General features: G+C 45.9%; 12 protein-coding genes. 3 read left to right on the forward strand and 9 right to left on the reverse strand.

Features of this window, described 5'->3' with window-relative positions; genetic code table 11:
* Positions 1-134: 134 nt before the first annotated feature.
* Positions 135-2,462 (forward strand): DNA topoisomerase IV subunit A, encoded by a 2,328-nt coding sequence (gene parC / locus H8K33_RS06555; RefSeq protein ID WP_186890182.1) that lies wholly within the window; start codon positions 135-137, stop codon positions 2,460-2,462.
* 115 nt (positions 2,463-2,577) lie between these two features.
* Here parC and H8K33_RS06560 read toward each other — a convergent pair whose 3' ends face one another.
* The 6 genes from H8K33_RS06560 to hutU form a co-directional block, all read right to left on the reverse strand.
* Positions 2,578-4,242: a diguanylate cyclase gene (locus tag H8K33_RS06560; RefSeq protein ID WP_186890183.1), complete on the reverse strand. Its 1,665-nt coding sequence runs from the start codon at positions 4,240-4,242 to the stop codon at positions 2,578-2,580.
* Positions 4,243-4,635, reverse strand: coding sequence for a response regulator (locus H8K33_RS06565; protein ID WP_186890184.1), 393 nt, complete (start codon positions 4,633-4,635; stop codon positions 4,243-4,245).
* Between the two features lie 212 nt (positions 4,636-4,847).
* Entirely contained in the window at positions 4,848-6,077 is a 1,230-nt protein-coding gene (hutI, locus tag H8K33_RS06570) for an imidazolonepropionase (RefSeq protein ID WP_186890185.1), read from the reverse strand.
* Positions 6,064-6,696: a HutD/Ves family protein gene (locus tag H8K33_RS06575; protein ID WP_186890186.1), complete on the reverse strand. Its 633-nt coding sequence runs from the start codon at positions 6,694-6,696 to the stop codon at positions 6,064-6,066. The genes hutI and H8K33_RS06575 overlap by 14 nt, the downstream gene beginning before the upstream one ends.
* Positions 6,697-6,863: 167 nt before the next feature.
* The gene (hutH, locus tag H8K33_RS06580) at positions 6,864-8,405 is read right to left on the reverse strand and encodes a histidine ammonia-lyase (RefSeq protein ID WP_186890187.1); all 1,542 of its coding nucleotides are present in this window, start codon (positions 8,403-8,405) and stop codon (positions 6,864-6,866) included.
* 187 nt (positions 8,406-8,592) lie between these two features.
* Positions 8,593-10,284 carry a urocanate hydratase gene (gene hutU, locus H8K33_RS06585; RefSeq protein ID WP_186890188.1) on the reverse strand — a complete coding sequence of 564 codons (1,692 nt, stop codon included), beginning with the start codon at positions 10,282-10,284 and terminating at the stop codon, positions 8,593-8,595.
* A 212-nt stretch (positions 10,285-10,496) separates the two neighbouring features.
* On the opposite strand from hutU, the gene hutC reads away from it, so the two are divergent.
* Complete coding sequence (hutC, locus tag H8K33_RS06590; protein WP_186890189.1) at positions 10,497-11,207, forward strand: histidine utilization repressor; 711 nt, start codon at positions 10,497-10,499, stop codon at positions 11,205-11,207.
* A gap of 116 nt (positions 11,208-11,323) precedes the next feature.
* Positions 11,324-13,567 (forward strand): patatin-like phospholipase family protein, encoded by a 2,244-nt coding sequence (locus tag H8K33_RS06595; protein ID WP_186890190.1) that lies wholly within the window; start codon positions 11,324-11,326, stop codon positions 13,565-13,567.
* Here the strand turns inward: H8K33_RS06595 and H8K33_RS06600 are convergent.
* The 3 genes from H8K33_RS06600 to H8K33_RS06610 all read right to left on the reverse strand — a co-directional run bounded on the left by H8K33_RS06600 (position 13,540) and on the right by H8K33_RS06610 (position 15,760).
* Positions 13,540-14,331, reverse strand: a complete 792-nt coding sequence (locus tag H8K33_RS06600) for a helix-turn-helix domain-containing protein (RefSeq protein WP_246443381.1) — start codon at positions 14,329-14,331, stop codon at positions 13,540-13,542. The genes H8K33_RS06595 and H8K33_RS06600 overlap by 28 nt on opposite strands.
* Before the next feature lie 72 nt (positions 14,332-14,403).
* On the reverse strand, positions 14,404-15,183 hold the full coding sequence (locus H8K33_RS06605; RefSeq protein ID WP_186890191.1) for a hypothetical protein: 780 nt from the start codon (positions 15,181-15,183) through the stop codon (positions 14,404-14,406).
* A gap of 190 nt (positions 15,184-15,373) precedes the next feature.
* Entirely contained in the window at positions 15,374-15,760 is a 387-nt protein-coding gene (locus tag H8K33_RS06610; protein ID WP_186890192.1) for a hypothetical protein, read from the reverse strand.
* Positions 15,761-16,011: the final 251 nt, after the last annotated feature.

The raw sequence follows: 16,011 nt of genomic DNA on the forward strand, positions 1-16,011 counted from the left end.
GCAATACCGACGTATTGCTGTGGAATATTGCAAATTCGGCGCCTTGTACTGCATCCGCGAAATCGAATTTCTGAGCCTCCCTACACGATTGTGTTAAGCGGATTTAAGAATCACAAAAAATACAAACAAAGATTATGAGCGAACAAGCAAATTTATTTGATGAAGCCCCGAATAACAACGGTGGTAATGGTGGTGATAGCGAGACTTTGACGCTGGCGACTTTCGCTGAGCGAGCGTATCTTGATTACGCGATTTCTGTGGTTAAAGGTCGTGCCTTGCCCGATGTCAGTGATGGACAAAAACCAGTGCAGCGTCGGATTTTGTATTCGATGAATGAACTCGGTTTGAATTCCTCTGCCAAGCCGCGTAAATCGGCGACGGTGGTCGGTGATGTCCTCGGTAAGCTCCATCCACATGGCGATCAGTCTGTGTATGACGCGATGGTGCGTATGGCACAGGATTTTTCTCTGCGCTATCCATTGATTGATGGACAAGGTAATTTCGGTTCACGCGACGGCGATGGTGCGGCGGCGATGCGATATACCGAGGCGCGCTTAACGCCAATTTCTAAATTATTGCTCGATGAAATTGATCTGGGTACGGTCGATTTTCAGCCCAACTATGATGGCTCATATGAAGAGCCGACTTTATTGCCGGGACGTTTACCCTTCGTTTTATTGAATGGTGCATCGGGTATCGCGGTTGGTATGGCAACTGAGATTCCGTCCCACAATTTGACGGAAGTGGCAAAGGCAGCGGTCGCTTTGATTCGCAATCCTAAAACCACGCATGCTGAATTAATGGAGTTCATCCCTGGCCCAGATTTTCCGGGCGGCGGACAGATCATCACGCCAGCGGCAGCAATCAGCGACATTTATGCCAGTGGTCGTGGCAGTGTCAAAGTACGTGCGCGTTGGAAGATAGAAGAACTGGCGCGTGGTCAATGGCAGGCCGTCATTACCGAACTACCGCCAGGTACTTCTTCACAGAAAGTATTGGAAGAAATCGAAGAGATTACTAATCCCAAAATCAAAATGGGTAAAAAATCTCTGTCGCCAGAACAAGTCAGCTTAAAACAAGTCATGTTGTCGGTACTCGATGCTGTGCGCGATGAATCTGGCAAAGATGCCGCCGTGCGTCTGGTCTTAGAACCAAAGTCCAAAAATCAAGATCAAGCCGAATTCATGCAAATGTTGTTGGCACATACTTCCCTCGAAACTTCTGCTTCATTGAATTTAGTGATGATAGGTGGCGATGGGCGTCCACGCCAAAAACCGCTCTCCGATATTTTGACGGAGTGGATCACTTTCCGCTTTGAAACCGTCACGCGTCGCACCCAATTCAAGCTGAAGAAAGTGAATGACCGTATTCATATTTTAGAAGGCCGTGAAGCGGTATTATTGAATATCGATAAAGTCATCAAGATCATTCGCGAATCGGATGAACCTAAGCCTGCTTTGATCGAAGCGTTCCGTCTATCGGATCGCCAGGCCGAAGATATTTTAGAAATCCGTTTGCGCCAATTGGCACGCTTGGAAGCTATCAAGATTCAACAAGAATTGGCAGAATTGCGTAACGAAAAAACCAGTTTGCAAAATCTCTTAGATGATCCTTCCGCGATGAAGAAATGCATCATCAAAGAAATCGAAGCTGACGCCAAACAGTTTGGCGATGCACGCCGCACGGTCATCGAAGAAGCTCAGCGCGCTTCTATCGAACAGAAAGTCATCGACGAGCCAGTAACAGTGGTGATCTCAGAAAAAGGTTGGGTACGCGCTCGTACCGGCCATGAACACGATCCGGCACAATTCACGTTTAAAGCAGGTGATAGTTTGTACGGTACATTTGAATGCCGCACCGTGGACCAACTCTTGGTATTTGGCTCAAACGGCCGCGTGTATTCCGTGCCGGTTTCTGCCCTGCCCGGCGCCCGTGGTGATGGCGTGCCAGTCACGACATTGATCGACTTAGCCAGCGGCACACGCATCTTGCATTACTTCGCAGGTAAAGCCGAAACCTCACTCTTATTGGCGTCGACCGCCGGTTATGGTTTCACCGCAAAGCTCGGTGACATGGTTGGTCGTATGAAGGCTGGCAAAGCCTTTATGACGCTAGAAGATAGTGATGAACCTTTGGCACCGACTGCAGTCGCTGACGATGCTAGTGCGATTGCATGCTTGTCTGAAAAAGGTCGCTTACTGGTATTTGGATTAGCAGAAATCAAGCAATTATCCAGCGGTGGACGTGGTGTGATTTTGATGGAATTAGAAGCCAAAGAAAAATTAATTGCAGCGACGGCGATCAGTCAAAAAGGTGTCAAAGTCAGTGGTATAGGTCGTGCTGCCAAACCGCAAGAAGTGAGCCTGAGTGCCAGTGGTCTTGCCATTCATATTGGCAAACGTGCGCGCAAAGGTAAAGCTTTAGAATCAAAAATCAAAGCAACACATTTATCTAAAAATTAAAGCGTCAATTTCGCTTGGATTTTTGTAAAACAAATAAGCCCTGGTATTAGCAATACCAGGGCTTATTTACAAACCGCGCGCATTTGGGTTCAACACCAATACGATCAATAAAAATTTATTGATCACCTAGCACAATTTTATTTTTCCCACTGTGTTTAGCTCTATACAAAGCGGCATCGGCAATCGAGATTAAATCGTCAGGGCTCGTTGTCTGCCTTGAGTCTGCAATACCAGCAGAGAAACTGACACAAAACTCACCTTGTTCAGAACTGTGATGAATATGATTAAATGCTGAGCGGACTTTATCCAATACGGCACAAGCGACCTCAGCCGTTGTGTTTGGAAAGATGACGATAAACTCTTCGCCACCATAACGGCCAACGACGTCGCTCTTACGCAAACGTTGTCTTAATAAATGCGACAAGGTGCGTAACACTTGATCACCGATCTGATGTCCGTAGGTATCATTCACCTTCTTGAAATTATCCAAGTCCAACATCGCTACCGATACACAAGTCACATTGCGACTGGCACTCGACATTTTAGCGATGAGATCTTCTTTAATCGCAGAATGGTTATATAAACCCGTCAAACCATCACGCATCACCAGCGTACGCAAAGCACGATATCGTTCAGCTCGCGTTGATAATGAAGAAATCAAAAGTTCTGGCGAAATAGGTTTGACCAGAAAATCATCGGCGCCAACCTTCACCGCTGCCAACTGCTTTTGTAAATTATTTTCGCTAGATAGAAAAACAATCGGCACGTCTAAGTAAGAAGGATCTTGGCGGATAACCTTTGATAATTCAACGCCATCACAATCAGGCATGTAAACATCCATTAACACTAATTCAGGACGAAAACTTGCCATTTGTTCCAACACAAATGCAGGATCATTCAGTACTTCAATGATCATGCCTGCTCCCTGCAAAACACGACTGTAATATTCAGCAAGATCGACATCATCATCGATAATCATAATTCGATAATGTTTTGGACTGCTACGGCTCAGTATTTCTTCTATGCTTTCAGTGATCGCAAGGATATCAATTGGCATTAAGAAAAATGCGTCGCCACCTGCCCGAACTGCACGCAAGCGGGTTTCAAAACTATTGGTTTTTGAAGTAAACAACACTGGTGGCATTTGCACATGATGTGATTTCATACGCATAATCTCATCGCTACCAGCAAAATGTTTGTTTTGAAAATCTGCATCAATAATCAGCAATGCTGGCTTTTTCTCCAGAATTGCACGTTCTAATTCATGCAATTGATTGACGTGTTGAATTTCAAACGCAAATTGCTCTAGAACTTGGATAACTTCCTGATTTTTTTCTTCGTACTCATCTGCCCATAAGATCAATCTTGTTGCACTATCAACGCCGATTGGAACTATATTGCTGAGTTGACTCTTCACCTCAGCTTGCGCCTCGGCAGCGCAGACTTGCACATATTTTGCTGTCGCGATGTACTTATTGACCTCTGCGACAAAATCCTGAATCTTAACGGCATCCCAAGAATCGCCATTGATATAGGCTTTTAAGCTGATTTCTAATTGTCGGGCGATATCGCCAATTTCCGGAAAACCAAAAGTCCCCGCTGAACCCGCCATGGTGTGCAACTGGCGATGCAATGATGTGTAATTTTCCCGATTGAATGGATCAGACTCAAATCGTTGGCCGGCGAGCCGCATTTCTTCCAGCTTGGCAGGAAGCTTGGCGATATAAAGTTGTGCTAGCGCCTGCAAGGCATCATTTAGCTCTTGATCCCGCTCACTCACTTAGCTCACCTTGTTCCACAATGTACGAGCTTGCTCAGCTAGAGCCATTGGATCAAAAGGCTTGGCAATTACGCCGATTGCACCGAGGGTGTAGTAGTAATCCTGCTCGCTCGATTGAACTTTAGCCGTCATAAAAATGACCGGTGTATTGCTGGTAGCTGGCAATTTACGTAAATGTGCAAGTGTTGTCGGACCATCCATATTCGGCATCATCACATCCAACAATAACAAATCCGGAACAAATCCTTGTTCGATAGCCGCGATTGCTTCAGCACCGGAACTACAGGTTTTTAAAGAAAAGCCGCCAACGACTTCTAAAGCAATTTGCGCAACGGCTTGAATATCTAAGTCGTCTTCCACATACAAAATATTGTTCAATGACTTCTCTGTCATATTCATCCTTTAGCAAAAAACCATCCTGGTGATGAATCTCACTGAGCGAGAAAATAGAGGACGGAAAACTGAATATGATCATGATAGCCGCCACACTCATGTTGTCAAAGCAATTTCCGCCTCACGACAGAATTTTCCAACAAGAAACTTCTTAAATTTATCATAAAATCAATTATCACGAGCACAAATCGCGTATAGAAGCAATTACTTGACTAATGCAGCTCACGAAGCTGCCCGGCATAAACGCTCGCAACACATGGATTGACACCAATAAGATAAGCTAAATCAGCTGGGCGCTCAATTTTCCAGATGGCGAAATCAGCCTGCTTTCCTGCGCTTAAACTACCAATATTTTGTTCCATACCTAAGGCACGCGCGGCGTTAATTGTCACACCTTGCAAAGCCTCTAATGGCGTCATACGAAACAAAGTGCAAGCCATATTCATGGTCAGCAACGGTGACGTCATAGGCGAGGTACCAGGGTTACAATCCGTCGCTAAAGCAATAGGCACACCCGCTGCACGCAAAGCGGCTAGTGGTGGGTATTTGGTTTCCCGTAAAAAGTAAAATGCCCCTGGCAATAAGACCGCGACTGTACCGTGTTTCTGCATCGCGGCGATGCCTTCATCACTCAGGTATTCCAAATGATCGGCCGAGAGTCCTTGATACTTCGCCGTTAAGGCTGCACCACCCTGATCGGACAGCTGTTCTGCATGTAATTTGACTGGTAAGCCATGTCGCTGAGCAGCTTGAAATACACGCTCAGTCTGTGCTAGTGTAAAACCTATTTTCTCGCAAAAGACATCAACCGCATCGGCTAATCCTTCCTCGACAATCGCAGGCAGCATGCGTTCACAAACCTCATCGATATATGCATCAGCGCGACCTGCGAATTCAGGAGGCAAGGCGTGTGCACCTAAGAATGTGGTGGTGACTTTGACTGGCAAATCTCTTTGTATCTGACGGGCGACGCGCAAAATTTTTGCTTCGGTTGCGGTATCAAGGCCGTAACCCGATTTGATTTCTAGTGTCGTCACACCTTCACGCAAACTGCTGAGTACACGCGGCAAACTCGCTTGCATTAATTCTTGTTCCGTCGCGGCGCGTGTTGCTTTGACGGTCGACACGATGCCACCACCTTGCCGAGCAATTTCTTCGTAAGCGACACCGTTTAAACGCGCCTCAAATTCATTGCTACGATTGCCTGCATACACCATATGGGTATGGCAATCGATCAAACCTGGCGTCAGCCAACAGCCTTGTCCATCGTGGGTACTTTGCGCTACATAGTCGGCTGGCAAATCTTGAGCTGCCCCTAACCACGCAATCTTGCCATCTTTAACCGCAATCGCCGCATCACGGATAATGCCGTAATCAGCGCCCGCTTCCATGGTAGCGAGATGGACGTTCAGCCACAGACTATCCCAATTAAGCAAGGACATGCGCGCCTCCCTGTTGTTCATGATGACTCAAAAAACTAATCCGCATTAAATACAAAAGACTGCCCTCTTCCGCTTCGATATGACAGCGGATACCGCTGGCTTCATGTTCTTCCTCCAATAAAACCAGATCGCCTTCTTCCAATTGTGTATGCGTAAGCAATTGCGCGTGACCTCTTTCGCAGTACACTAAAATCTGTTGTGCGTTTTCTGCATTGATCAGATGTTCACCTGCACTCAAACCTTGCATATGATGCTGACAAACATCGCGCCTTGTCATCAAATTCAGATCAACGACAGTGCCGCCTAGTAGTTCAGCATAAATATTGTCCTCACCGGAGAACCTATGCGGCAAACTCTCCTGCGTTAGCGTGACATTTTTTTCCGCTGTGCTACCGACATCCGTTTTCAAGACCAAACCCGTGCCAGATAATATTGCTAAAGTGCGGTCTATCTGAGCAAAATGAGAAAACGGTCCATCCTGCGCGACGGTGGCCGTACTTAAACGCCAGACAAAATTATCGATACCTGCATTCTCAGGAAAAATCGCTAATTCGGTGGTACTACCACCACCATTTTTCCACGGCATCGTACGGTAATCTTTTGCGGTCCATTTACGCATGGCTTCTCTCAACAATAAGTAAACTCAAAATCAATAGTAAACCGCAGAGGCGCAGAGTACGCAGAGATGTTTAAAAAATTTCTCTGTATAGTCTGCGCCTCTGCGGCAAAAAACACTACAACTTGTGCTGCAACTACGCTACAACTATGCAGCAACTAAGCTACAACTTAAGCCAAATACAAATGCGAATACAGATCTGCACATTGTGCGCTCAAAGCGCCATCAACCACTAAGGATTTCGCTGCTTCGATGTCTGGCGCAAAGAAACGATCTTTGTCGTAGAACGCGACTTTAGAACGCAACAACTGGTGCACGGTCGTTAATTTATCTGAAGTTTTCAAAGGCTGATGGAAGTCCACACCCTGTGCCGCAGCTAATAATTCTATACCGACAATAGTAGCAGTATTGTGCGCCATTTCGTGCAGACGACGACCAGCAAATGTCGCCATACTGACGTGATCTTCTTGATTAGCTGAAGTTGGAATCGTATCGACACTAGCTGGATGGGCGTGCGATTTATTTTCGGATGCCAAGGCTGCCGCTGTCACGTGTGCAATCATAAAGCCAGAATTCAAACCAGATGATGGTACTAAGAATGGTGGCAAGCCTGAGATAGATGCATCGATCAGCAAGGCGATACGACGCTCAGAAATAGAACCAATTTCGGCGATCGCCAAAGCCAAAGTATCGGCGGCAAAAGCGACTGGCTCTGCGTGGAAATTACCACCAGAAATCACTTCATTCGTATCGACAAACACCAAAGGATTATCGGTTACCGCATTCGCCTCTGTCAGCAAAGTACGCGCGGCATTATTGATGATATCTAAACACGCGCCCATCACCTGTGGCTGGCAACGCAAGCAGTATGGATCTTGCACACGTTCATCATTGACCAAATGCGATTGACGGATTTCACTGCCAGTCAACAGCGTACGATAAATATTCGCGGTCGCAATTTGACCAGGCTGACCACGCACTGCGTGAATACGCGGATCAAACGGTGCATCGCTACCCTTCGCCGCATCGACCGACAAGGCGCCCGTGATCGTTGCCGCTTCTAATAAACGCTCAGCCAGGAACAAACCATTCAATGCCAAAGCAGTTGACACTTGCGTACCGTTGATCAAAGCTAAACCTTCTTTCGCCGCCAAAACGACAGGCGTGATACCTGCTTGAGCCAACGCCGCTTTGGCATCAACCATCTTGCCGTCAACGCGTACCTGACCTTCACCCATGATCGCTAAAGTCATGTGCGACAAAGGCGCTAAATCACCAGACGCACCGACTGAACCCTTGACTGGAATCGCTGGCATGATACCCGCGTTATAGGCCGCGATCATGGTGTCGATCACGGATGCCCGAATGCCCGAAAAACCACGCGCCAGACTGGCAATCTTCATTGCAATAATCAAGCGCACGACTTCATCAGCAATCAATTCACCTGAACCGACTGAATGCGACAAGATCAGATTTTTTTGCAGCAATTCTAGATCTTCGTCTGGAATACGCGTCTTCGCGAGTTTACCAAAACCGGTATTGATACCATAAGCCGCATCCCCTTTGGCGACGATACGATCGATGGTTGCAGAAGATTCATTGATCGCGGCATAGGCAGATTCTGCCAAGGCCAGCTTGAAAGGTTGTTGCCAGATCGCGCGTAAGTCAGCGAGTTTGAATTGACCTGGTTGGATGGTGAAAGTTGTGCTCATATTCTTGTCCTTTATCTTTACATTCTTTTTGCCGCAGAGGCGCAGAGAATTTTGTAGGCTTTCGTAGGGTGCGCCTTGCGCACCTCACATTTACGGCTTACTCATCGTCTTGGTGCGCATGGCGCACCCTACTACTTCTGCACGCCATAAATTTACTGCGCACTCTGCATTAAAAAATTACTCAAATTTACTTAATCATCGGCAATTGCAAGCCATTACGCTTAGCACATGCCACAGCTTGTTCGTAACCCGCATCGGCATGGCGCATCACGCCTGAACCGCAATCGTTGACCAACACGCGGGCTAAACGTTTAGCTGCCGCTTCAGTGCCATCGGCCACAATCACCATACCTGAATGCTGCGAGTAGCCCATACCTACACCGCCACCATGATGCAAGGAAACCCAGCTCGCACCGCCTGCTGTATTTAATAATGCATTCAACAAAGGCCAATCAGATACTGCATCGGTACCATCTTTCATACTTTCAGTTTCACGATTTGGACTAGAGACAGATCCGGTATCAAGGTGATCACGACCAATGACGATAGGTGCCTTCAGCTCGCCGTTTTGTACCATCTCATTGAAAGCCAAACCTGCAATATGACGCTCACCTAAACCTAACCAGCAAATACGTGCTGGCAAACCTTGGAAGGCAATGCGCTCACCCGCCATATCCAACCACTTATGCACGCCTTTATTCTCAGGGAATAATTCTTTAATCTTGGCATCGGTCTTGCGAATGTCTTCTGGATCACCAGACAAAGCCACCCAACGGAATGGGCCTTTACCGTCACAAAATAAAGGACGGATATAGGCAGGTACAAAACCTGGGAAGTCGAAAGCATTCTTCACGCCAGTATCGAAGGCGACTTGGCGAATATTGTTGCCGTAATCGACCGTAGGAATGCCCATCGCATGGAAATCTAACATGGCCTGTACGTGTACAGCACAAGCTTGCGCTGCATCTGCGGTTAACTTCGCGTGCTGGCTCGCATCGTGTTGCGCTGCCTTCCATTGTTCAACGCTCCAACCGATAGGCAAGTAACCGTTAATCAAATCATGCGCAGAAGTTTGATCTGTGACCAAGTCCGGCTTGATGCCACCCGCTTTCGCACGTTTTACTAATTCAGGCAAAATCTCTGCTGCGTTACCCAACAAAGCAATTGAAATCGCGTCTTTACGTGCGGTGTGATATTTAATCAGTTCGATCGCGTCATCAATGTCTTTTGCTTGCTTATCGACATAGCGTGTACGCAGGCGGAAGTCGATGCTGGACTGTTGACATTCGATATTCAGAGACACTGCACCCGCAAATGTTGCTGCCAAAGGCTGTGCACCACCCATGCCACCCAAGCCCGCAGTCAAGATCCAGCGCCCCCCCCAATCGCCACCAAAATGCTGACGACCAGCTTCGGCAAAAGTCTCATACGTACCTTGCACGATACCTTGGGTGCCAATATAAATCCAACTACCGGCTGTCATCTGACCGTACATGAACAAGCCTTTGCGGTCTAGTTCATTGAAGTGTTCCCAGTTCGCCCACTTCGGCACTAGGTTGGAATTGGCGATCAAGACACGTGGAGAATCTTCAGTGGTTTTAAAAATACCAACTGGCTTACCCGATTGAATCAGCAAAGTTTCATCTTCGCCCAAATCTTTCAAGCTGGCCAAAATCTGGTCATAGCATTCCCAATTACGTGCAGCGCGACCGATACCGCCGTACACGACTAAATGCTTGGGATTTTCTGCGACTTCTTTGTCGAGATTATTTTGAATCATGCGGTAAGCCGCTTCGGCTACCCAAGTTTTACACACCTTTTCAGCGCCGCGTGGTGCGCGGATTTCACGACTTGCATCCCAGCGTGGATCATTATTCATCTTTATCTCCTAAAAATTCAAAGCTCAAAAAATTCCCAACAACACCAACAAATAAAGATATTCATCAGATGTAGCAAGGACACAATAATTAATTTGATTTGCAGTTTAAGTTGTATATACAACTTATGCAAGCGATTTTTTTTAATTCTGTGCGAAAATAGAAGCCAATTACTGTTATCTAGCAAACATCAAATCATCCATTCATCGATCCTATGGCTACAACCCCTGCTGTTACTCCTGCTTTTCAAATGATCAAAGATTTTCTATTAAGGGAAATTCAAGCTGGCACTTGGAAGGAAGGTGATGCAGTTCCCTCGGAGGCGGCGTTGGCTCAACAGTTTAATGTGTCACGCATGACAGTCAATCGTGCGGTGCGGGAACTGACCAGCGAACAAATTCTTAATCGAATTCAAGGTTCAGGAACTTATGTCGCGCAACAAAAATACCAAGCAACATTAGTTGCCATTAAGAGTATTGCTGAAGAGGTTCGGGCACGAGGGCACGAACACAGAAGTGAGCTGCATGAATTGTCCTCGATTGAAGCGAACGAATCTCTTGCCGAAAAATTTCAAGTCAATGCTGGTCACATCTTATTTCATTCGGTGATCGTCCATTTCGAGAATGAAATCGCGATTCAAGTTGAGGATCGCTGGGTTAATTCCGCGCTAGCACAAGACTACTTGACACAAAACTTTATCAGCAAAACGCCGAATGAATACTTAATGGAAGTGGCGCCATTACAAGGTGTAGATTACAGCATAGAAGCCGTAATGGCACCCAAATCAATCGCCGATATGCTACACATTTCAAGCAAAGACGCTTGCCTAGTTTTACACAGAAAAACACGCTCACAAAATCAAATCGCCACCATCGTCACGATGTGGCATCCTGGCACACGTTACCAATTTACCGGGAGTTTTTAAGCCGTTTTCAGCTGTTTTTAGGCATGGCAAAAATCAACAAAATCGAGCAGAACTATTGCAACATAAGCGAATCCAATTCCCTCTCATCAATGCATTGTTATTCTAAGCAGGTACGCATGTTATTTCATCAGCGCTTAAAAAAACTATCGACAATCATTTTGATTTCTAGCTGTAGTTTTGTACTGTCTACCGCTAACGCACAAGTCCACAAATTAGAGGAACATACGCCTGCGGTTAAAGAGCGACCAAAAGTCGCCCTTGTGCTATCCGGCGGAGGGGCACGTGGCTTTGCGCATATTGGTGTATTACGTGTTTTAAAAGAGATGCGCATCCCTATCGATTTCGTTGTCGGCACCAGTATGGGAGCTGTAGTAGGTGGCGCGTATGCTGCAGGTCGTTCGATTGAAGACATTGAAGATATCGTTCGCAATACTTCATGGGATACGGTATTGGCCGATCGTCCTGCACGCGATGCTCTGGATTTCAGACGTAGAGAGGAAGATGTTAATCTACCGTCTCGTATTGAGTTTGCGGTTACCAAATCGGGCATCACCTTCCCACCATCGGCAGCAGGAAATTCAGCGCTTGAACAAGCACTGACCCGTCTATTACCAAATGGGATGAAGAGTGAACATATCAATCATCTGCCGATTCCATTTCGCTCGGTTGCATCGGATCTGGTGACAGGTGAAATGGTCGAACTGACAGATACGCCTCTGTTTATTACACTACGTGCCTCACTTGCAGTACCGGGCATGTTTGCTCCAGTGCACATTAACAAACGCCTAGTCGTTGATGGTGGCTTAGTGCGCAACCTGCCTATCGATATGGCAAAGAAAATGGGCGCAGATATTGTCATTGCGGTCAATGTCGGTACACCACTTGCGCAGGAAAAAGAGCTTGGTAGTGCCATCAGCGTCGCCCAACAAATGCTGCAAATATTAACCGAGCAGAATGTACAACGTTCTTTAAAAGAACTTCGCCCTAAAGATATATTAATTGCGCCGAATCTGAGTGGCATCGACTTTCTCGACTTTGATGAACATCACAATGCCATGCTGGCGGGAGATATCGCGACACGTCAGTTAGAAACACGGCTGCAACATTTACAATCGACACCAGAAGATTATCGACGTTACGAACAATTACGTACCGCTGAAGGCAGCACTCCAGACAGAGCGCTAAAGATCGCCAGTATAGAAATTCAAGGAACACAAAATATCAATCCAGATATTTTATTAAAACAATCAGGACTGCAGTTAAACGAACTTACGAGTGAGGAAAAAATTCGTCAAGTCACTGGAAAACTGTATGGTCGCGGAGATCTCGACCATGTCGAAGTGGAAATCGATGATCGTGGTGAAGAGCGTGATGTCGTCATCAAAACACATGAGGCGGTCTGGAGTAAAAATCGCCTACGTCTTGGCCTTGAGTTATCAAGCGACTTTAATGATACCCATAAATTTTCGCTAGGCGCGATGCATATCGCAGCATCACAAAACAGATGGGGTGGCGAAGCAAGAATAATTGCCAAAATTGGTTCAGACCGAATTTTAGGTGCACAATTCTTCCAACCCTTAGGGGTAGGCAGCGAATGGTTTATCGCGCCTTCACTTCAAAGTAATGCCTCATCTACCGATCTGTTCTCTGAAGGCAGAAAACTAATTCGTTATGGCTATAAAGCAAACAGCATTATTTTACCCTTCGGCAGGCAAATTGGAAATTGGGGTGACATCCAAATTGGCGTGCGACGTGAACGCGTGGAAGTAAAAAAATTATTGCCTGAAGAATCTGGACCCGATGTCAGAATCTTTCAAACCACAGAATTCTTGCGCTACCGAGTCGATACCATTGATTCACTGGCTTACCCTACACGCGGCAATTATTTAACCATGGAATGGGATCGTGCTTTAGATCAAGATGGCAATAAGAAGGCCATTCTCAATTCCTCAGTTCTGGGAATGTCGGCTTTCAAACGTGGTGAATGGGCTGGTCATATTTACGGTGAATGGTCGCGCTCACAAGGTGATATTGCACCATTATCCTTGGGTGGTTTTTTGCGACTGTCTGGAACACCTGCCGAATCGCTATCCAATAAAACCGTAGCACTTGGACGGGTGGTGATCGCACATCGCATCGGTAGCATGCCAGCAGCACTAGGCGGCGCAGTTCGCTTAGGATTTTCAGCGGAACTAGGTGGCGGCTTTAAAGAAAATGAAGCGGTTAAGTTCAGCAAGATTAAACGTGCAGTGAGCAGCTTCGTCGCCTTTGATACACGCTTCGGTCCGCTCTATTTTGGCGCTGGCGCGACACAAGGTATCGGTTCAAGTTTTTATCTGTTTTTAGGACCAATCTGGTGAACCACCCGGCCTTTTGTATTGGCCATCGTGGCGGGACGACGCAATGCGGTAAATGCAGAAAACTCCCAGGAACGAAAGCCTAGCATTAAGGTATAGCCATCACGATCTTCAGCAGGGAGACGGCGATCTTCATGCTGCAAGCGGGCGATTTCTGCGGTCAATTGTTGGATTTTCTGCTGAATTTCTTGCGCGCTATTTTTCGATAAGCGAGCGGGTACGCACATTAAGGTTTCACCAGTCCCATCAAAACGTCCGTTGAAATAATCGGCGACAACCACTTCCTTAAAGAAAGCTTGAATAGGTCCATCAGCACGCCAGCGGAATGCTGGAGAAACCCGCAAACGGTAGCGATTCATCGGTTTAAGCTCGATTAACTCAAGCTTATCAAGCTCAATCATACAAAGAATGCATTCCGCCTCAGTTAAGGTATAAGTCTCAATAATTTGCTCAAAAGTCCAATGACCAAGACAAGAAATAGCCACCAATAATAATTTGGGATTTTCCATCAAGGCTCGCTCTTGCGATAAGGTTAAATTATCTGTTTGTGGTGTAACATCAGCGGCCTGACGCAGCACATCTTCTAATGAGATTTCGGAAACTTTACAAATTTGAGCCATGCGTGACAAAGTCATATCCTTCTGCCCAAACATACGCTTGATACTCGACTCACTCATTTCAATTAAATGCGCAAGCTGTTTATAGGTCATACCAACTCTGCGCAATTCTGTACGTAAAACCTCTAGCAACATCTCTGGAGAACTCATCTATCGCTCCTAATCTATCAACTAATTGATGTGTTTGATTTATGGGGTTAGCTTATGGACTTACTACTGAACTTAATTGCTCTCTGATTTCGCAAGAAAATTAATCTCTTGCGCAGTCTTAGAGCCAATCACCACGCGATTTAAGTGACTAGGGATAACCGCATCGAACTCATTCAATGCCAAACGTCCCCCCATAATTTCGGCAAAACGCTGAGGATGCAAAGGCGACTTATCAGGCTCTGCATAACCATCGGGAAATTTTGGGAAGTCTGTACTCAAATCGTATTTATCGGTCGCTCCCAAAGTATGTAGAAATTCATGTGCAATCACGACATTATTCTTTTCACGCATGTCCGCACTCGCAAATACGTTGACTTGACCAATTAAGCCCTCTTGCAAAGCAGTCGAATGATGAACCTGTTGCCTTTGTGGATCAAAATATTGCACAAATAAACGCACCTGCGTTCCTGGCCCCTGCACTTTGGCATTGCGATATGCCCACCAGCGGAATTGCAGACTCCACCACATAATTTCAGCTACATTCGCATTTTCGGGCGGTGCTGGTGGTCTTTTTGCCAGCTTGCTTTGCAGGCGTATTTGAATTGAGGCGTGCTGAGTGCGTCCATACTTCTCGGCAGCATCGAGCATGAATTGTTCAATCGATGCGAATTCGTCGTGACTTAATCTGGAAATATAATCGTCTGCAATCTCACTACCGTCACCGTTGATTGGATAGACATTCACCATCAAAGTGTATTTCCATTCAACGGATTGAGTTTTCGCCCGGTATCCAGAGTAACTGACTGCGGCCAGAATAAACAATAAAATAAAAATTCGAATCGTTTTAAACATGCAAAGAATAATTAGAAATAATTAGTTCGATTGTAACTGATAGAAAACTATTCTGGCCTGTTCTGGTCTATTAAGCTCTCATCGGGGCGATGTCGGTAAAAGCAGATCTATCAAGAAAAATACACGTAAAAACAAAAAAGCAGCCTAAGCTGCTTTTCTGATATACCAACGATTAAAAAATAATCAGAAATTATTTTTTGGCTTTTTTACCGGCTGCGGTTGCTGGCAAATAGGCGAGTGGGTCATTCAAACCACTTTCGTAGGCAGTCAAGACTGTTTTTGGACGCAAGCAAGTCGCACCTAAAGTTGTAGAATCGGCAGAAACTGAATTCACACACACTTGCAACTTCATAATTTTACTTTGTGGGATACCCGCAGCGGCTGCGATTGACACTACGGAATGATGATTCGCACCATTGGCAATCAATTGATCCACTGTTTTTTGCAAATTACGGCTAGTCGATAAAGCTGTAAAAATGCCATCAACTGAGGTATCAACAGGCTTAGCCGCTTCAATCGCACTAGCGCTGCCAACCAAGGCAAAACCCAAACATGCGCCAAGAATCATTTTCTTCATAGTAGTCTCCTTAATTTGACAAACAATTTTGCCTAACAGATTGATTCTAGTGAGTTTTTAAAGCGCTGCAAAGAATTAATTACGAAAAATGCCGAAAAAGATTTCGAAGTTAAAATTCAGACAAATACTATGTTCACGATTTACGACAAAATCGATTCAAATAGCCTTTAATTGCAATGAATCAAGAGCGAGGACGAAGCGCGTCAAAGCCGAATCTATCAACTGATTTTTAAGTTAGTTGTTTAGAATGA

Source organism: Affinundibacterium amnicola (genome assembly GCF_014284275.1).
Lineage (GTDB): Bacteria > Pseudomonadota > Gammaproteobacteria > Burkholderiales > Burkholderiaceae_D > Undibacterium > Undibacterium amnicola.